The following is an 18836-nucleotide window of genomic DNA, read 5'->3' as shown; positions in this document are numbered from 1 at the left end:
TCGGCGTCTTAGCCGTGAGCCAGTCCGTAGACCCGCCGAGCGTTGTTCGTGGTGGCCTGTGCCAGCTCTTCGGCTGGACGACCGACCAGTTCTGCGACCGCTCGCACAGTATAAGGAAGGCAGTACGGCTCGTTCGGCGACCCGCGGTAGGGGTGCGGCGTCAGGAACGGCGCATCGGTTTCCACCAGCAGCTGCTCCAGCGGTATCAGCGGGACGGCTTCCCGCAGGTCGCGGGCGTTGCGGAAGCTCGCCGTCCCGGACAGGCTGAGAATCCATCCGGCGTCCACGCACCGGCGGGCCATCGCGGCATCCGACGAGAAGCAGTGGAAGATCACGGCGTCGGGGGCGCCTTCGGCCGCCAGCACGTCCAGCACCTCGGCGTCGGCGTCCCGGTTGTGGATCATCAGCGGTTTCCCGCACCGTTTGGCCAGGTCGATGTGCCATGCGAAGGCTTCCCGCTGCGTCTTTGGGGCCGCGCAGCCGTCGAGGCGCCCGGGCCAATAGAGGTCCAGGCCGGTCTCGCCGACGGCCACCACCCTGGGATGCGCCACCAGCCGCTCGATCTCGACGCGTGCGCCCTCGTCCAGCGCGTCGGCGCGTGTCGGATGCAGCGCCACCGCGGCATACACCCGCGGATCCCATTCGGCGGCCCGCGTCACCCACCGCGCCGAGTCCAAATCGTCGGCGATCGTGACCACCGCCTCCACCCCGACCGCCGCGGCGCGTTCCACGATGGCGCGCACGTCCTCGGCGTCCCGCGCACCGCAGGCGTCGAGGTGGGTGTGGGCGTCGACCAGGGGGGCCAGCGGTTCCGGCGCGGGCGGGGCTTCTCGTTCTCGTCGTTCTCGGGGTTTGGAGCTCACCGGCACACAATAAGGTGGACTCTCGATGAGGCCCTTCTACGTCACGACCGCGATCACCTACCCCAACGGCGATCCGCACGTCGGGCATGCCTACGAGTACATCGCCACCGACGCCATCGCCCGGTTCAAGCGGCTCGACGGCTTCGACGTGCGTTTCCTGACCGGCACCGACGAGCACGGCCTCAAAATGGTCGAGACGGCAGCCGCGGAAGGCGTACCGACCGCCGAGCTGGCCCGGCGTAACTCCGATGTGTTCCAACGGTTGCAGGAGAAGCTGAACATCTCCTTCGACCGGTTCATCCGGACCACGGACGCCGACCATCACGAAGCCTCCAAGGCGATCTGGCAGCGGATGGAGGCGGCGGGCGACATCTACCTGGACAGCTATTCCGGTTGGTACTCCGTGCGCGACGAGCGTTTCTTCGTCGAATCCGAGACCGCGCTTGTCGACGGGACGCGCGTCGCCGTCGAGACCGGCACGCCGGTGACCTGGACCGAGGAGCAGACCTACTTCTTCCGGTTGTCGGCGTATGCCGACAAACTGTTGGCCCACTATGACGCCAACCCGGATTTCATTGCGCCCGAGGTACGGCGAAACGAGGTGGTGAGTTTCGTCTCCGGCGGCCTGCGCGACCTGTCGATCTCGCGCACCTCATTCGACTGGGGCGTGAAGGTACCCGATCATCCCGACCACGTCATGTATGTCTGGGTCGACGCGCTGACCAATTACCTGACCGGGGTGGGCTACCCCGACACCGAGTCGGAGCTGTTCCGCCGCTACTGGCCGGCGGATCTGCACATGATCGGCAAGGACATCATCCGGTTCCACACCGTCTATTGGCCGGCGTTTCTGATGTCGGCCGGGATCGAGTTGCCGCGAAGGGTTTTCGCGCACGGCTTCCTGCTCAACCGTGGCGAGAAGATGAGCAAATCGGTGGGCAACATCGTGGACCCCGTTGCCCTGATCGACACCTTCGGCGTGGACCAACTCCGCTACTTCCTGTTGCGGGAGGTCCCGTTCGGCCAGGACGGCAGCTACAGCGAAGACGCGATCATCACCCGGATCAACACCGATCTGGCCAATGAGCTGGGCAATCTGGCCCAGCGGTCGTTGTCCATGGTGGCCAAGAACCTGGACTCAGTGGTGCCGACCCCCGGCGAATTCACCGCCGAGGACACCGAACTGCTCGACATCGCCGACGGCCTGCTCGAGCGTGTGCGCGCCGAATTCGACAGTCAGGCAATGCATCTGGCGCTGGAGGCGATCTGGCTGATGCTGGGCGCGGCCAACAGATACTTCTCGGCTCAGCAGCCGTGGGTGCTGCGCAAGAGCGAGTCGGAAGCAGACCAGAAGCGATTCGCGACGGTGCTTTACACGACGTGCGAAGCGGTTCGCATTGCGGCGCTGTTGATTCAGCCGGTGATGCCCGGCTCGGCGAGCAAGCTACTCGACCTGCTCGGGCAACCGCCCGAGCAGCGCAGCTTCGACGCCATCGGCACGAGGCTGGTGCCCGGCACCGCGCTGCCGGTGCCGACCGGCGTCTTCCCCCGCTACCAAGTCGACTAGCCGCCCGCGAAGCGAACGGTGACACGCCGTTGGCGTCGGTCATATTCGCGCCGATCTCGATCATGTCAATAGCGTTGCTATTATTTGTATCGGCGCTAATATGACGGGGTGGCCATTGAGGATCGCCGCGCCCGCGACCGCGCCGCCCGTCGTCGGCTGATCACCGCCACGGCGCGCAGGCTGGCCGAACAAGAAGGTTGGGACGCCGTTACCACCCGCCGGCTGTCCGCCGAGATCGAATACAGCCAACCGGTGCTCTACAAACACTTCTCGGGCATGGAAGACATCGCGGCGTCGGTCGCCGTCGAGGGATTCGGCGAACTCGCGGAGGCGCTGCGCACCGCGCGCCACGGCGCCACCGACGGCCGGGACGCCCTGGCCCGAGTCGCTCAGGCGTTCATCGGGTTCGCCCGCGACAACCCCGCACTGTTCGACGCGATGTTCACCCGCAGGACAACGTTGCAGTTCGCCACCGCGGACACCCCTGCCGAGCTGGCCGCGGCCTTCGCCGAACTCCGCGCGGCCGTCGACATGGTCGCGGGCCAACGGGATCCCGACACGCTGACCGAGGTGGTGTGGGCCGCACTGCACGGCCTGGTCACCCTCGACCGCAGCGGCCGGTTGCGCCCGGACCAGCACCCCGCCCGCGTCGACATGCTGATCAGCGGATTCTGCGGCGCCCCCGCCCCGACGAGGTGAGTCGGCCGCTTCGGGGAAGGCGCCGCGAAACCGAATCGACTGCGAAAAGGGAAGGCGCCGCCACGTTCGGCGTGCTCATCTGAGCGAAGACCTCGTGTATAGCCTATGTTATGCGCCATAATCGGCCGGTGGAGCGACGACGTAATCGGCAACATGGGGATTCGCCGATGACGACCTTGAAGCAGCTGCCGGCACTCGTGGTGCTCGAGCGGATCCCAATTCCCGTGCTGGCCATCGAACATGACGGCGCCATCCTGTTTTCCAACGCCGCGTTCGCCGAGATGATGGGCTACGAGCCCGAGGAGGTCTTGTCGCTCCGGTTCCATCAGATCTTCCATCAGGCGCCGGCCTCGGAATCGTTGTTATCGGTCGTTCATTCCCTGGCGAACATGGTCGTCGAACTGGCGCACAAGGACGGCTCGGTCGTGCGAGCCCTGATGAGCAAGTCGGCAGCGATGCGAGCCGACGACCAATTCGTGCTCGCGGCTTTCCAGGATCTGACCGAGCAGCTGTGGCAAGAAGACCGCTAGCCCCTCAGCGGCCGATTGCCGCGGCCGTCTCGCGCCGTCTCCGATAGCGGCGCGGCAGGCCGCCGGAGACCATCAGCCGGAAGTGGCTGAACGACGCGTCGCCGGCCACTGCCAGGCGCGGCAACGCCAGCGGGTCGCAATGGCGATCCGCGAAGCCCGCCGTGGTGGACAACGCCCAGCGGATGTCGCGGCGACGCAGCGCGTCTTTGGCCCGGTTGTCGAAATCCTGCGGTCGGCCGTTGGGGTACGCGAAAATACTTGCTACAAAGCCAGTCTCGCGTTCGAGCGCCGCGCAGGAAGCGGCGATCTCCCGCTCGACCTTGTCGTCGTCGCAGCGGGCCAGGATCGGGTGGGTCACCGAGTGTGGATGCAGCGTCACCAGCCCGTCGCCGACCATGGCCCGCGCTTCGTTCCAGCTGAGCACCCGGAACGGACCTCCGTCGCCGTCGTCGCTGTACCCCAGTGCGCCGAGAATCGCGTCCAGGGCGGCGATGCGGTCCGCATCGGGCAAGTTTTTCAAACCCTCAACCGCGACGGCGTAGGCCTTGCCGCGGTTGCCGCTGCCGTCAAGCGAGCAAACGCCGCGTCCCAACGCGCCGAGGTCGATCTCGTTAGCCGCGGTGCGGGCGATCGCGAGCCAAAGCCGGTCAGGCCACAAGGTTTCGCCGCTGTCCATCGGGCCGGTCGCCAAGAACACCGCCGCGGGCAGTCCCAGCTCGCGCAGCACCGGGACCGCGTGCGTGGCGAGGTTGCGGGTGCCGTCGTCGAAGGTGATCGCCAGCGCGCGCGGCGGCAACGTGCCCCCGGCGAGCCGATCGAGCGCCTCCTCCAGCGGAAGAACGTTGAAATGCCTACGGATGTACTCCAATTGACGGCGGTATAGCGCCGAGCCGAGCACGTGCCGGCAGACCGGTGTAAGCGGTTGGTCTTCGACTCCATGGAACATCACGATGGCGACCACATCCCGGTGCCGCCGCCGCGCGAACGCCGGCACGCCGGCGGCGCAGAGCAGTCCTGCCGCGAGGTTCTTGACGGCCGGGCGGGCCGCCAAGTCTCTCAGTCGTGACATCAGGCGCCAAATGCTAGCGGCGCCGCCATGATTCGCGCCTGGTGCGCCACACGATCACACCTACACCGACTATGGCTACTGCGATCCAGCCTGCGCCGAACCACCACAGCCAGCCGAGATCGGAGTGGCTCTGCGACCCCGCGGCCGGACCGGCCACGGGTGAGTGTTCGACGGCGACCGGATCCTGTCCCCCCGGTGCGGACACCACGGCCACGCCCTTGAGGCGTTGCCAACGCTTGTTATCGGCGTTGAGCCACCGAAGCAGCTCGTCGAGCTGTGCCGGTGCGCCGTTCGACGTGGCCACCAACAGGGACCTACCCCGGTCGAAAACCGTTTGGAGAGAGGCGAACCGAAGATTGGGGTCCAGCGCGAGCTTCGCCGGTTTACCGTCGGATTGGATGGCGTTTACGGTGATCGGCCCGCTGGGTCCCGCGGACACCGGCAGCACGACATTGGAGTGGTTCCACCCGTCGGCAGAAATCAATATCGCGGGATCCGACGAGTCGATCGCCTGCTGCACAGTCGTGACCGTCGTGTAGATCGGGACGGAGCTTATTCGCTGCAGGCCCACCACGAGGTTGATCGCCCGCACGGCGTCGATCAACGAGTGCGGCTCGATGCCCACCTGCACCCGGGGCATCAACGACTGTGGCACCGACTGAAACCCGTCCGGCACCGGTGGCGCTGCGGGGGTGCTCTGTATCGTGCTGTCGCCGTTGATGTTCAACGTGAGGAGCTGATTGCCGGGCCCCGCGGTGTAGAAGTCTCCGCAGTGTCCGACGTTCGCCGCGACGTCGAGAACCAGGTCAAGGCTGGTGTACCGCTGCAGGAGTCGGTCCGGCACGTCGACCCAGCGGTCGATGGTGCCATGGCCGTCGGTCGGCCAGTGGTCGATGGTCTCCGGACCGACCGCCACGGTGATCTGGCCGGCGATATTGCCCGGTGTCGGCGTGTAGGAGCCCTGCAGATGCACGCGCAGGTCGTGCACGGATCTGCCGAACCTGGTCTGGTCCAATCCGATCGACACTCGCGGTTGCAGTGACGTGGCGTTGACGACCGGCTGCCCCAACTCGCGCAGCGCGACGCTGTCGCCCGGCCGCTGCAAGCTGGGCTTCAGTTGTTCCACCGCCGCCTTGGACGACAGGGCCAGCTGAGACACGTCGTTGAACAGCACGGCAGTGTTCGATTCGTCGGACTGGCCGAGCGGTCCCGACATCAACAGCCACGGCACACCGGCGGCGCCCTGCAGGGAAAGCCCGTTGTCGGGGCCCTCTTTGACGACGATCTGACGTTCCAGCGCTTGCGGCGGCGTCGGCGGTGCCGCCTGTCCTTCGGCCAACGGCGTCACGGATATCTCCGGGGTCTGCCTGCCGTAGTGACTGGCCACGGAGGCGGCCAGTTGAACGGCGGTGTCGGCCTCGTTAGCGGACGGAGATTGCGGCAGAAAGATGGATAGCTTCCGCAGCACCGGGGGCAGGAAATGGGCCACCGTGGTGGGCGGCAGTTCAACCCCGGTGTAGGTGACCGACCCGTTGGTCAGGCGAAGCGGGCTCTCCGGGTACAAGCAGTACCCATCGAGCGGCACCAGGTAGGAACGCAGCGTCACCGTCAGCCAGTTGTCATTCACTTCCGCTCCGGCCAACGGAATGACGAGCGGCGATTGATCGGCGGAGGGCAGATTCAGTCGGGCGATGGTGCGCTCGCCCTGCGTCACGGTGATCAACCCGGACCGCAAGTTGATCGGCAGCTCGACGGTGGTGTTCACCGCCGTCGGCGTCAGCCCGTGCAGCACAGGCACGGTCAGCTGCTGGCTGCTCGTCAAACCCCAGAACTCCAGGGTGGGGGTTGACCCAATGTCGGTCAGCGACAGGGTCGGCGAGTCGGCCGCGGTCGCCGGGTCGCCGGGCGCACCCCACGACGCCGGGGCGCTGATCACCAAAAATCCGGTCACGGCGGCCAGCGCAACCGCTTTGCCCAGACGTCTCGGGTACATCACCGGAACAGTATGCATCGTTGGATGCGCGTCAAGTCCCACTTACCGAATCAACGGCTAGAGGACCGCGAAAGAGGGTGCGGCACATCCGGCCCGAACGTCGGCACCCGGAGCCCAGGGCGGTCAGGGCTCCGTCGAGGCGTCGGCGCGGGCCGCGACGGCCGGGGCGTTGCGCATCATTTCGCGACCGAGGAATTGCCGGAAGTACGGGAGTGACGCTTCCGTCACGGTGCCGGGCAGCAGCAGTTCCAAGATCTGCCGCAGGCGCCCGGAGATGTCGACACCGGTACCCCTGTTCGCGTCATGGCGCGCTATCGCGTTGGATACCAAGCGCGTTCCGAACATCGCCCCGACGAGGAACTCGGACAGCACTTCGGGGTCGACATCCTTGCGAAGGTCTCCCTCGCCGATCGCCCTCCTGGCCTCCTCGGCGATCTTCGCTGCCAGGTCCGCATAGAAGCGCGCCGCGGCCTCGTTCAATCCGCTTAAGGCAGAGGCCAATTGCTCAGCGGTGCGAACCGTCTTGTCCGTATTCAGCACTTCGACGATGGTGAAGGCGCCGTGCAATAGGTTCTCCAGCCCCGGCGATGACGACCCACACACGTTCCGGAAGGCGGTGAGAAGAGCGTCGGAGCCCTCCTTGAGGATGTCCGACGCCAGCGATTCCTTGGAATCAAAGTGGTGGTACAGGGCGCCCTTGGTCATCCCCGTCCGCTCGATGATCGCCCCCCACCCGGCGGCCGCGTATCCGACTTCGCCGAACACCTCGATTGCGGCATCGAGAATCTTGCGTCGAGTGGCTTCGGACCGGACCTGGCGCGGCATCGTTTTGCTCCTCCAGATCCGCGATGGCTGCGAGGACGTCGTCACTCTGGGCTCGCATCGACCGCCAAGACGTCCAAGGTTAGCAGCCGCGGCCACCGCGAGCGTGCCGTCCGGTCGGCCTGGCTGCCGTTATGGCGAGTCTTCTCCGGTCGAACTCGCGTTGACGGCGAGGGCCGCACGCCGCCTTAGGAATTGGCGGAAGTAATCGGTTCGGTCCGGCTGCAGGATGCCACCCAGGATGAGCATCCAGCATTTCTCCAGGTCGAGCAGGAACCTTTCCGGCTCGTCCAGATTGCTCGTTTTCCGCAACCCCATATGCAGGGCCACCATCAGGCGGCCAACGTCGTCGGGATCGCAGTTCTCGCCGATGTCGCCCTCGTCTATGGCTTGCTGAACGACCGCCGAGAGGGCTTCCACCCATCCGCCGAGCATCGTGTCCTGCAGACCTTCGGGCTGCCCGACCGATTCGATCAGATTCAGCCCGGCCCTGACCAGATCCGTCTTGATGTCTTGAACGGCGATCAGGTACGAGAAGTCGATGAGGGTTTCCAGACCCGAAAGCCCCCTCGTCAACAGGTCTTCCACCGCTACCGTGGCCGCGGCGATCTGCTTGTTGATGAGCTCCACCGCCAGGGCGTGTTTCGACTTGAAGTGGAAATACATCGCGCCCTTGGTCAGCTGAGCCTCAGCCAGGATGTCATCGAGCCCGACGTCGTGATAGGGCCGGCGCGCGAACTGATGGGACGCAGCCCGCAGAATCTGCCGCCGCGTCGCGTCGGCGCGTCCATCGGTCGAGTGGGTCGTCATCGGGATGCCAGCTCAGCTCTCATCGGCCGCGAAGACGCGACCCTCATGCGAAGGCGTGAACCCGACACGAATGCCGGGGCCTCCCGCGTCGGGGCGGACAACGCAAGTGTCCTCGTCGGGGGCTGCGACCCTGACCTGTTCGATCGCCATCAGGTTGATGAGCAGGGCATACACCTCGGTTCTCAGGCGGTCTGAAGCGAAACCGACCGGCCACCCCCGGGCAGTACTTGGGCCACTTCTGAGATTAGCAGCCACAAACGCCCGGCTTGACGGTCCCGCAAATACCTGTAGTGCGGATCACACGATCTTTACAGACTATTAGTATGATTTGTACGCTATTATCAGTTTGTCAGTTTGTGGTCAGAGATGGCCCAAACCCATGGTTCAGGCTTTTGAACAGCAAATACGCCCCGTCCCGGGCCACCTGCAGGTTGTGAGGAGAAGTAGATGCCGGTCGTGACCACGAGGCCACGTGCGCAGGCAGCGTCAGCAGGTGGACCACCAGGGAAAGGACTAAGTGCCTTCGCCGCCGCGGGCGAAATACTCTTCGCTAGCGCTATGGTCCTATTCCATACTTTAAGTATGTTTGGTTGCGGAATGCCGGTGCTGCAGTACGGCGCGCCCCCGGCCGAAGCCGACCTGCCTCCCGCCGGAGTCAGCGGGTCTTCGCGTGCGACGAGCCGGGCCGCCGCTGAGGGCAGGGCCTGAAGTGATCGATTTCGGCGCCTTTCCCCCGGAGTTCAACTCCGCGCGGATGTATGCCGGTCCCGGCCCCGTCTCGCTGATGGCCGCCTCGGTGGCCTGGGACGGCCTTGCCGCCGAATTGCATTCCGCGGCAAGCTGTTACCGGTCGGTGATCGCCGGATTGACGAGCGGGCGCTGGATGGGTCCCTCGTCGTTGACCATGGCGTCCGCCTTCGCGCCCTACATGGCGTGGACCGCCGGGGCCGCCGCGCGGGCGGCCGAGGCGGCCGGTCAAGCCAGGCTCGCCGTCGAAATCTACGAAGCCGCCTTCGCGATGACCGTCCCCCCGCCCGCGGTCGCCGCTAACCGGGTCCAGCTCGCGACGCTGATCGCCACCAACTTCTTCGGCCAGAACTCGGCGGCGATCGCGGCCACGGAGGCCGAATACGGCGAGATGTGGGCGCAGGACGCCGCGGCCATGTACGCGTACGCCGCGGGCTCGGCCGCCGCGTGCGAGGTCACCCCGTTCAGCCCGCCGCCGGACGTCACCAACCCGGCGGGGGTGGCCAGCCAGAGCAGCGCGCTCGCCCAGGCCGAAACGTTGACGGCCACCCATACGTCGCTCTCGAACGTGGTGTCCTCGGTGCCCAACGCCCTGCACGGGCTCTCGTCGCCGATGATCGCCAGCACCCTCACCGACGCCGGTACCGGCGCCACGAGCACCGTGACCAACTCGGCCAGTTCGTCGCTGATGTCGAGCCTCGCGTCCAGCGTCCCCAGCGCCATTCCCACCTACTTCATGGCCGCGGCGACCCCGCTGTACGGGATGTCCTCCATCCTCGGCATGGCCCAGACCGGCCAGGGTTTGGCGAACGGCGCGATGGCGGCCGCGAACGCTGCGGGCGCTGCCGCCTCCGGGGCCGCGAGCGCGGCAGCGGGCGCGGCGAGCGCGGGCGCGGGCGCGATCGGCTCGCTCGGATCCGGCGTGATCGGCAGCCTGGGTAGCGCGGCCTCGCTGGGCCCACTGGCGGTGCCCGCCAGTTGGACCAGCGTGATCCCGGCGGCGCACAGTGCCGCCTCGGCTTTGCCGACCATCAGTCTCGCCGGCGCCAACACGCCGCCCAGCATCATGGGGTCGCTGCCGCGCCTGGCCGCCGCGTCCGGCAAGAACCTCGGGCCCCGGTATGGGGTCATCCCGACCGTGATGACGCGCCCGCCATCCGGTGGATACGCATAGGCCGTCACATCAACCGACCAAGCACTCGTTACGGAAGGAGCGGTAAGTGAAGTACACGCCCACCCAGATCGCCGGCGTGACGATCATCGACCTCGAACCGCAACGTGATCACCGCGGCTTTTCCTCCCGCACCTTCTGCGCCGACGAATTCGCCAGCCGCGGGCTGACTTTCGACGTCACCCAGACGAACATCTTCTTCAACTACACCCGTGGCACCGTGCGGGGCCTGCACCATCGGGTGCCGCCGTACGCCCAAACCCAACTGGTCCGCTGCACCCGCGGCGCCATCGCGGCCGTGGCGGTGGACATCCGGCCCGGGTCGCAGACCTACGGCGACCACGTGATGGTCGAGTTGAGCGCGGACAATTACCGCGCGCTGTTCCTGCCGCCGTTTGTCGCGCACGGCTTCCAAACCCTGATCGACGACACCGAAGTCAGCTACCACGTCAGCGGTGAGCGGGCACCCTCCGACGAGCAGGGATTGCATTGGAACGACCCCGAATTCGGGATTGTCTGGCCGCTGCCGGTCACGGTCATCTCCGAGCGGGACGCCAGTTGGCCATCGCGAACGCCGACCTTCACGCCAATCGAGAGGGCAGCGTCATGTCTAAGCCGTTGATGACCCGGGAATTGGTGGATGTCGTGCACGCCGAACCAGGGCCGCACAACTGGAGGCCTGCCGGCATGATCCCGTCGGCTCGCCACCAAACGAGCGCTTTACCCGTCACCGCCGCTTCGGCGCCCTCCCCCGCGGGGAATGCCGTCCGGCGTTGGCAGCAGCAGTATTCGCAGCATCTGCGCATCAGCGACACCGTGATCGTGTGTGCGTCGGTGTTGCTCGCGCAGTACGTCCGATTCGGTGAAATCGCCAACACCTCGGGTTACTCGGACGTAGCGATGACGATGTTGTCATTCCTGTTCGCGGCGCTGTGGCTGTCATCGCTGGCGGTATTCCAAACGCGCTCAACGCGAGTCATCGGTGCCGGCATCGACGAGTACCGGCGGATCGGCAGCGCGTCATTCTGGACGTTCGGAATCATCGCGATGGTGACCTTGCTCGCCAAGGTCGACCTGGCCCGCGGTTATCTCGCGATCGCGCTTCCCGTCGGGACCATGGGCTTGCTGGGGAGCCGCAGCCTGTGGCGCAAGCACATCCGCCAGATGCGCGCGAACGGCCAATGCCAGACGACGGTCCTGGCGATCGGGGACCGCCAGGCGGTTTCCCACCTTACCCACGAACTGACACGCAACCCGCTGGACGGCTACGCCGTCGTCGGTGTGTGCATTCCCGGCTACGGGAGACCGCGCGGCAATGCCCTCACCCTCGGCGGCCGTGCGGTGCCGATCCTCGGTGACGTCAGCGACGCGGTGGCGGCGATTCAGCGCTGCGGCGCCGACACCGTGGCGATCACGCAGACGGACCACTTCGGGATGCACGGAATCCGAGAGCTGATGTGGCAGTTGGAGACAATGGACGTCGACGTCGTGGTCTCGCCCGGCGTGATGGACGTGGCGGAGACGCGGTTGACCCTGCGTCCCACGGCGGGCATGCCGTTGCTGCATGTCGAGAAGCCGCAATACGAAGGGACGCAGCGCTTTCAGAAGCAGGTCTTCGATTTCCTCTTCTCGCTGGCGGCCCTCATCGGGACGGCGCCCTTCCTCATCGCGGCGGCGATCGCCGTCAAGCTCACCAGCAAGGGCCCGGTGTTCTACCCATCCGAACGGATCGGCATCGACGGTAAGCCCTTCAGAATGCTCAAGTTCCGGACCATGATCGACGGCGCAGACACACAGATCGATCACCTCTTGGAGCTGAACGAAGGCGCAGGCGGCGTGCTGTTCAAGATGCGCCAGGACCCACGGGTCACTCCCGTCGGCAGGATTCTGCGCAGGTTCAGCATCGACGAGTTGCCGCAGTTCATCAACGTCCTCAAGGGCGAGATGAGCGTCGTCGGGCCGCGCCCGCCATTGCGGCGGGAAGTCGAGAACTACGAGGGTGACGTCAAGCGGCGGCTGCTGGTGAAGCCGGGCGTGAGCGGATTGTGGCAAGTGAGCGGCCGATCCGACCTGTCCTGGGAAGAGTCGGTGCGGTTGGACCTCTCCTATGTCGACAACTGGTCGATGTCGGGTGATCTGATGATCATCGCCAAGACGATTAAGGCCGTTCTCACCAGTCACGGCGCATACTAGGGAGTCATGACTGAGCCGACGACCCCTGGTGCGGTCGTCCCATCGGTGCCGCTCTCGCGGATGGCTCACGCGTTCTCGATTCAACTGATCTGCCGGGCACTGGGCATGCTGGCCTCGGTGGTCTCGGTGGCGATGACGGCGCGCTACCTGGGTCCGGGCCGTTACGGCCAACTCTCCATCGCGGTGCTCTTCATCGCCGTGTGGACCAGTCTGGCCGATCTCGGCATCGCGACCGTGATCGTGCGCCGCGTGACCTCGGGCCAGGGCGACCTCGAGCGTCTGGTGCGCGTCAACAGCGGCATGGCCCTGATCTATTGCGTTCCGCTGGCGTTGTTGGCGGCCGGCTCCGGCTTGCTCATCTATCACGACGCCGACGTCCGAGTGATGCTCGTGGTGCTGTCCGGGGCGCTGCTGATGCAGACCATGACGACGCGGTTCGAGCCGGTGTTCTTGGCCACCGTCCGGTTCTCGGCGGTGGCCATCTCCGACGTCGCCGGGCGCCTGGCCGCGCTGGCCATGGTCGTCGGCTTGGTCGCGGCGCGGGCGGACGTCGTCTGGTTCGCTGTCGCGCAACTGATCCCGCCCGCCCTGCAATTGGTGATCCAGGGCACCGCGGCGATGCGGCACATTTCGGTGCGCCCAATCTTCGCGCCCCGGGAGGCCGCGGATCTGTTGCGGGAAAGCCTGCCGCTGATGGGGTTTCTGGTCGTCGGACTCCTGTACTGCCGCGCCGACGGGGTGATCCTGTCCCTGCTGAGCACCCACTCCGAGGTGGGCGTGTACGGGCTGGCCTTCACCATCGCGTTCAACACCATTGTGGTCTCACTGGTCTTCCTCAAGTCGACGCTGTCGACGGCCACCGAGCTGTTCTCGCGTGACGTCGCCGCGTTCGCCGCCTTCCTGCGCCGCAGCGTGGAGTTGATGTACTTCGTGGCGATCCCCGTCGCGGTTGTCGGGGCGCTGTTGGCCGGACCGCTGATCGGGTTGTTCGGCGATAAGGGGTTCGTCGCCCGCGGGACGCCGACGCTGGCGTTGCTGTTCGTTGCGGCGGCCCTGCGATTCATCAGCGGCACGCTGGGCCAGGGTTTGGTCGCCAGCCATCATCAGCGGGTGTTGCTCTGGCTGACGGTCGCCACCCTGGTGCTCAACGTCGCGCTCAACGTCGCGCTCGCGGGCCGGCTCGGCGCCGTCGGCCCCGGCATCGCGCTGGTATGCACGGAGTTCTTCAACCTGGCGGTGAGCAGCTGGTGGCTGCGCCGGCACTGCGGTTACCGTACGCCCGTGGCGTTCTTGCTGCGGGTGCTGATGCCGACGGCAGCCAGCGTCGCGGCGACCCTGTTGCTCCGGGGTCACCACGTGGTTCTCGTCCTCGCGGTGGCCGCCGTCGTCTACCTCGCCACCAGCGCGGCCGCCGGCCCGCTGCGCTGGTCGGACCTTGCCTCCTTGCGCCGAAATCGGCTGGCGGCATGAAGCGTGAACTGGACCGGCAATATCTGAAGGGCCCGGTCGGCGGCGCGGCCGGGCTGCCACCGGTCCGGCCGCTTGCCGTGCTGATCGTGGCCGGGTGCGGCCCCGACACGCTCGAGGGGTGCCTCGCCGGTGTCGCCGAGCAACTGCCCGGGCTGGCCGTCTATGTCTACGCGACCGGCGACTGTAGGAAAGTGGCGGCCCGGCACCCGTGGGTCCACTTGGTGTCGGGCGCGGCGAAAGTTGGCTTCGCCGAGGCCTTCAACGCGCTGGTGGGGCACGCCCCGAGCGACGCGGATCTGCTGCTGCTGGACGTCAGAGTCCGCCTGTTGGGACCGCTGACCCGCACTCGCGAGTTGCTGCGCGGACCTCGGGTGGCCGCGGTTTCGCCGATGGCGCGGGGCGACACCACGCCCGGCTGGGCGCCGTGGGACGTCGCAACCCGCCGCCGGACCCTGGTTCGCGAGCTGGCGGCGGGCAGGCGGCGGGGCTCACCGTTTTCACGCCGCTACGCCCGGCAACCACCCGAATCAGAGGGCGTCGAGGGCGAATTGGACCCCACCTGCCTGGCGATCAACCGCGCGGCGTGGAACACCGTCGGGGGCTTCGACGAGGAGTTCAGCGGCGTCGCAGCGGCGGCGGACTGGCAGGCCCGCGCCCGCGCGGCGGGCTGGCGGATGCTGCTGGCCGATGAGATCGGCGTCGAGGGTGCCGGTCTCGGCGACGAGGAGAGCACCGCCGCCGAGCCCCGCCGCGAGCGGGATCTGGCGCGAGCCGATACCGCGCTGCTGCTCGAGCACCAGCACAGCGTGCACCACGCCGACGCGTACCTGGCCGGTACCACCCTGCTGCGGTCGCGGCGGAGCCTTCACGGCGGCCGCCGCAAGGACCTGCCCGCGATCGTGATCACCACCAACCGCCTGGTCTACGGCGGCGCCGAGAGGCAAAAGGCTTTGCTGGCAACGGAGTTGGATAGCCGGGGTTACTCGGTCACCATCGTCTGCGTGCAACGGTTCGGCCCAATGATCGCCGAGATTCCGGACACCGTGCGCGTGGTGCGCCAGCCGTGGTGGGCGCCCGTGGTCGATATCCCCGAAGGCCCGGCGGTGCTCATCACCGCCGACACCAACACGGAGGCGGGATTCGCGTCACTGTGGCGTGCGGGCGCGGCCGGCCGGCGCTGGTTGGTGGCTCCGCATGTCCCTCCCGAGCAGGACCGGCCCATTTACTCGCGGCCGCTGACCGCCGCCATGCGCCGCGCCGACGGCTTCATCGTGTTGGCCCAACGGCATTGGGACATGCTGGTCGCCCAGCATCGGTTGTGGGGACGGCACTTCGTTGCGCCCAACGGCGTCGCCCTCGCCGGTGACCCGGCGCCCCGGGTCCGCACGGCCGGTGACCCGCTGCACCTGGTCATGCTGTCGCGGATCGTCGAGCACAAGAACCCGCACCTACTGATCGAGGCGCTCGGCGAGCTGCCCGATATGCCATGGCGGCTCTCGGTTTTCGGTGACGGCCCGGATCGCGAGAGGTTGCAGGCGCTTACCCCGGCCGGCTTGCGCGATCGGGTGCAGTGGCGGGGATGGTCGGCCGGACCCGGGCCCGCGCTGGCGGACGCGGACCTGCTGTGTGTCCCGAGCCGGTCCGAGGCGTTTCCGCTGGTGATTCTCGAGGCGATGGCCCGGGCGGTTCCCGTTGCGGCGTCGGCGATTTGCGCCGTGCCGGAAATGCTCGATTTCGGCAGGGCGGGATTCCTGGTCGAGCCGGTGTCGGTGGTGGGGTGGCGGGAGAGCCTGGCGCGGATCCTGGCGGAGCCGGACGCGTTGCCGCCGGTCGGGCGGCGAGGCTTCGAACGGATGCGTAAGCACTACACCGTCGAGGCGATGACCGACGCCTACCTCGAGGCGATCAATGCGGTGCTGTGAACGCCCGCTGGGGGCAATGGCTTTCGTCCAAGGCCCTACCGCTCGTAGCGGAGGATCCTGGCCACCGTGCGGGGCGACGTCTTGTGCTGCCCGAACCCGCTGTACAGGAAATACCTGGGTTCCACGTAGAGCTGCTCGATGCCCGTCGGCACATCGGCGAAGCACTCGGACAGGGCGGTGTCGATGAAGAACGCATCGGAACCGGAGTGGGAGTTGCAACAGACCAGGCGGTAGCCGAAGCGGGCGAACAGCTCGGCATAACTGCTCAGCGACGCCCCGAAATAGTCGTCGGACTGCCACACGTGCTCGGGGTCGTAGGCGATCTGAAACTTCACCGGCGGGGGGAACTTCCCGTTGTATTCGACGATGAAGAGTTTGGGCCGGATGCCATCGGCCAGGAGTTTCTCGACCAGGTAGATGTCGTTGCCGTCCAGGTCGAGGGAGACCACGTCGACCTGGGTGGCGTCGATCCTCCGCAGGCAGGACCGGGCCAGCGCAACGATATTGTCCGCCGTTACCCACGCCTTCTCGTAGGCGAACCGCGGGTGGTCCTCGACGGCCACGGCCAGGTCCTGGCCCCCGACCCAGAAGCCCTTCCAGCCCAGGGCCGCAAGGATCAGGGTGTTGTTCTCGGTCCCGTCGCCGACGCCGAACTCCGCGAAGACGCCGCCGTCGAGCCGGCCGATGCGGCGCAGGATCTCCAGCGTTATTCCGTCCTCGTCGGTCGCCGAAAAACACTTTTTGCCCGCGCGGTTGAGCGGGTTGGGATGGTTCGCCTTCAGCGACTGGGAATGATCGAAAAGGATCAGATCCTTGAGCTGGTCCCGCGTTTCACTGCCGAGAATGCGCCGGACCTTCTGCCGGAGCGTCTCTTTCGGCGGCGGTGTAGCGCTTTTGGCCATTGGAGACCAAAGCTATCACGGCCCCGCCTGACTATTCCCGGCATTCGCTGAATAGCGGTGCTGCACAACGCCCGTCCGCGCCGAAATTCGGTCCCGATTTGCTTGCCGATGGCGTTGCGGGTGCCGTAGGTTCTCCATTGTCCCGGTGTTTGCTCAAGGCGCGGGTCATGCTCGGGAGGGTCTGATAGGCGTGTTGTGCCGCATCTGCAATTCGAGCACCAGTCTGGCGTTCACTCACCGGGTCCTCGCCAAATACGACTGCAAGTACTACTTCTGCGACAACTGCGGCGGCCTGCAGACCGAAGAGCCGCATTGGCTGGACGAGGCCTACGCCAGCCCCATCGCGGCGGCGGACACCACCATGCTGTGGCGCAATCAGTATCTTGCACGGGCGATGTCGGTGCTGCTGTACTTCTTCTTCGATCGCCGCGGCCGGTTTCTCGACGCGGCCGGGGGCTATGGTGTTTTCACCCGCCTGATGCGGGACATCGGCTTCGACTATTACTGGACCGACAAGCACTCCCCCAACCTGACCGCGCAAGGCTTCGAGGCCGATGCGGGTCCGGGCCCGCCGTACACGGTGGTCACCGCCTTCGAGGTGATGGAGCATCTCGCCGACCCGGTCGGATTTGTTGCCGAATTGCTGGAGACCACGGGCACCGACACCATCGTGTTCACCACCGAACTCTTTGACGGCCGGCCCCCGCCACCGGAGGAATGGATGTACTACGCCTTTGCCACCGGCCAGCACATCACCTTCTATCAGAAATCGACGTTGGCGCTCATCGGAAAGCAGTTCGGCATGCAGTTCCACACCTCCAAGACGCGGTGGTGGCAGCTCGGGGGCATGGGTCTGCACATATGGACTCGCGAGAAAATCAATCCGCTGGCCTGGCGGCTGCTGGCCTCCCCCCGCATCACGGGCCTCCTCGAGGGCCTGCCACGACGCGCGCTTCAGACACGGATGTGGACCGACGCCGACGTTTTCCTGCAGGCCGACAACGAGCAATGAAATCGCCTCGGGTACTTTGGCTTTCGCCGTGGACACGGCCGGCGGTGCGCGTGCAGGCCGAGGGGCTGTTGCGCCGCGGCGCCGACGTGTTGCTGGTGACCTCCGACCGGCACCCCGAGTCGGACGCCGCCCGCGACTACGAGCTGGTGCTCGATCCGCGGTTCAAAACCGCCGCCACCTGGCTCCCAACCTTCAAGGCGTGGCGCCGGATCCGCGAGTTTCGACCCGACGTCGTGATCGCCGAGATCGTCCGTGATCCCCGCTGGATCGCGTTGGCCGGGCGCGTTCCCCGCATCCAGGTGGTGCATGACGACCGGCCGCACGACCCCGGCGAACAGGTCCCGTCCTACGAACGCGCGGTGTTCGACCGGTGGGGCGCGCGCTCGGCCGCCACCATCACCTACAGCGAGTACGTTGCGGCAGCCGTCGCCTCGCGCCGCGATGTCGCCGGCACGCCCGTGTTTGTCGTGCCGCTCGCGAGTGATATTGACCCCCAACGCGTTCCGCCATTCGTGGGTCCCGAGGGTCGCCGGGATTTCGTCATGTTCGGCCGGCTCAACCCGTACAAGAACGTCGATGTCGTGCTCGAGGCGTGGCAGCACCATATCGTCGGCGGCGGCTGGCACGGTGACAACCTGGTGCTCATCGGCGACGGGCCGCTGGACCCCGCCGCGCTGCCCAAACACACGCGCTGGCGCAACGGCAGCTACCGCTACGCCGACGTCATCCCGACACTGGCCGCCGCGAAGGGTTCGGTCTGCCATTACCGACGCGCGTCACAAAGCGGCGTGCAGGTGCTCTCGATGCAGCTGGGGGTGATGCCGATCGTGTCGACGTCCGGCGGCCTGCCCGAGTACCAGCCGCCCGGCTGTCCCCCGATCGGTGTCGACGATGTCGCCGGAGTCGCCGCCGCGTTCGACCTGCTGGCCGACCCGTCGGTCGCGGCGCAGCGCGGGGCCGAGGCGGCGCGCTACTACGCGCAGCATTGCGACGTCGACATCGTCGCGGAGCGCTTCCTGGACGTCATCGACCGGGTGCTGGCGAGTCGGCGCTGAGCTGCCTATGC

At 66.8% G+C, this 18836-nt stretch carries 16 protein-coding genes; 10 read left to right on the top strand and 6 right to left on the bottom strand.

What is annotated here, in order from left to right; all coding sequences use genetic code 11:
* Positions 1-8: 8 nt before the first annotated feature.
* Entirely contained in the window at positions 9-869 is an 861-nt protein-coding gene (locus A5711_RS03735; RefSeq protein ID WP_067944160.1) for a TatD family hydrolase, read from the bottom strand.
* A 19-nt stretch (positions 870-888) separates the two neighbouring features.
* Here A5711_RS03735 and metG point away from each other — a divergent pair, with 19 nt between their 5' ends.
* The 3 genes from metG (at position 889) to A5711_RS03720 (ending at position 3659) form a co-directional block, all read left to right on the top strand.
* Positions 889-2430, top strand: a complete 1542-nt coding sequence (metG, locus tag A5711_RS03730) for a methionine--tRNA ligase (RefSeq protein ID WP_067944159.1) — start codon at positions 889-891, stop codon at positions 2428-2430.
* Between the two features lie 108 nt (positions 2431-2538).
* Positions 2539-3129 (top strand): TetR/AcrR family transcriptional regulator, encoded by a 591-nt coding sequence (locus A5711_RS03725; protein WP_067944158.1) that lies wholly within the window; start codon positions 2539-2541, stop codon positions 3127-3129.
* Positions 3130-3296: 167 nt separating this feature from the next.
* Positions 3297-3659 (top strand): PAS domain S-box protein, encoded by a 363-nt coding sequence (locus A5711_RS03720; RefSeq protein ID WP_067200408.1) that lies wholly within the window; start codon positions 3297-3299, stop codon positions 3657-3659.
* A gap of 4 nt (positions 3660-3663) precedes the next feature.
* Here A5711_RS03720 and A5711_RS03715 read toward each other — a convergent pair whose 3' ends face one another.
* From A5711_RS03715 to A5711_RS03700, 4 genes are all read right to left on the bottom strand, one after another.
* Entirely contained in the window at positions 3664-4719 is a 1056-nt protein-coding gene (locus A5711_RS03715; protein ID WP_067944191.1) for a polysaccharide deacetylase family protein, read from the bottom strand.
* 22 nt (positions 4720-4741) lie between these two features.
* Positions 4742-6739: a hypothetical protein gene (locus A5711_RS03710; RefSeq protein ID WP_067944156.1), complete on the bottom strand. Its 1998-nt coding sequence runs from the start codon at positions 6737-6739 to the stop codon at positions 4742-4744.
* A gap of 105 nt (positions 6740-6844) precedes the next feature.
* Positions 6845-7546, bottom strand: a complete 702-nt coding sequence (locus tag A5711_RS03705) for a TetR/AcrR family transcriptional regulator (RefSeq protein WP_067944155.1) — start codon at positions 7544-7546, stop codon at positions 6845-6847.
* 129 nt (positions 7547-7675) lie between these two features.
* Entirely contained in the window at positions 7676-8353 is a 678-nt protein-coding gene (locus A5711_RS03700) for a TetR/AcrR family transcriptional regulator (RefSeq protein WP_067944154.1), read from the bottom strand.
* Positions 8354-9062: 709 nt separating this feature from the next.
* Between A5711_RS03700 and A5711_RS03695 the strand changes: the two genes are divergently transcribed.
* Genes A5711_RS03695 through A5711_RS03675 form a run of 5 tightly spaced genes read left to right on the top strand, consistent with a single transcriptional unit; the run spans position 9063 to position 15856 of the window.
* Entirely contained in the window at positions 9063-10274 is a 1212-nt protein-coding gene (locus A5711_RS03695) for a PPE family protein (RefSeq protein WP_067944153.1), read from the top strand.
* A 46-nt stretch (positions 10275-10320) separates the two neighbouring features.
* A complete protein-coding gene (locus A5711_RS03690; protein WP_067944147.1) occupies positions 10321-10893 on the top strand; it encodes a dTDP-4-dehydrorhamnose 3,5-epimerase family protein in 573 nt (190 codons plus the stop codon).
* The gene (locus tag A5711_RS03685) at positions 10878-12464 is read left to right on the top strand and encodes a sugar transferase (RefSeq protein ID WP_067944146.1); all 1587 of its coding nucleotides are present in this window, start codon (positions 10878-10880) and stop codon (positions 12462-12464) included. Before A5711_RS03690 ends, A5711_RS03685 begins: the two co-directional genes overlap by 16 nt.
* A 6-nt stretch (positions 12465-12470) precedes the next feature.
* A complete protein-coding gene (locus A5711_RS03680) occupies positions 12471-13934 on the top strand; it encodes a flippase (RefSeq protein ID WP_067944144.1) in 1464 nt (487 codons plus the stop codon).
* Positions 13931-15856 (top strand): glycosyltransferase family 4 protein, encoded by a 1926-nt coding sequence (locus A5711_RS03675; protein ID WP_067944142.1) that lies wholly within the window; start codon positions 13931-13933, stop codon positions 15854-15856. The genes A5711_RS03680 and A5711_RS03675 overlap by 4 nt, the downstream gene beginning before the upstream one ends.
* Before the next feature lie 35 nt (positions 15857-15891).
* Here the strand turns inward: A5711_RS03675 and A5711_RS03670 are convergent, their stop codons facing one another.
* Complete coding sequence (locus A5711_RS03670) at positions 15892-16758, bottom strand: hypothetical protein (RefSeq protein ID WP_067944140.1); 867 nt, start codon at positions 16756-16758, stop codon at positions 15892-15894.
* A gap of 190 nt (positions 16759-16948) precedes the next feature.
* Between A5711_RS03670 and A5711_RS03665 the strand changes: the two genes are divergently transcribed.
* Positions 16949-17770 carry a class I SAM-dependent methyltransferase gene (locus tag A5711_RS03665; protein WP_067944138.1) on the top strand — a complete coding sequence of 274 codons (822 nt, stop codon included), beginning with the start codon at positions 16949-16951 and terminating at the stop codon, positions 17768-17770.
* Positions 17767-18825, top strand: coding sequence for a glycosyltransferase family 4 protein (locus tag A5711_RS03660; RefSeq protein WP_067944135.1), 1059 nt, complete (start codon positions 17767-17769; stop codon positions 18823-18825). The genes A5711_RS03665 and A5711_RS03660 overlap by 4 nt, the downstream gene beginning before the upstream one ends.
* Positions 18826-18836 lie beyond the last annotated feature (11 nt).

Source organism: Mycobacterium sp. E2238 (assembly GCF_001672665.1).
GTDB lineage: Bacteria > Actinomycetota > Actinomycetes > Mycobacteriales > Mycobacteriaceae > Mycobacterium.
This window is presented reverse-complemented; position numbering and strand designations above follow the sequence as displayed.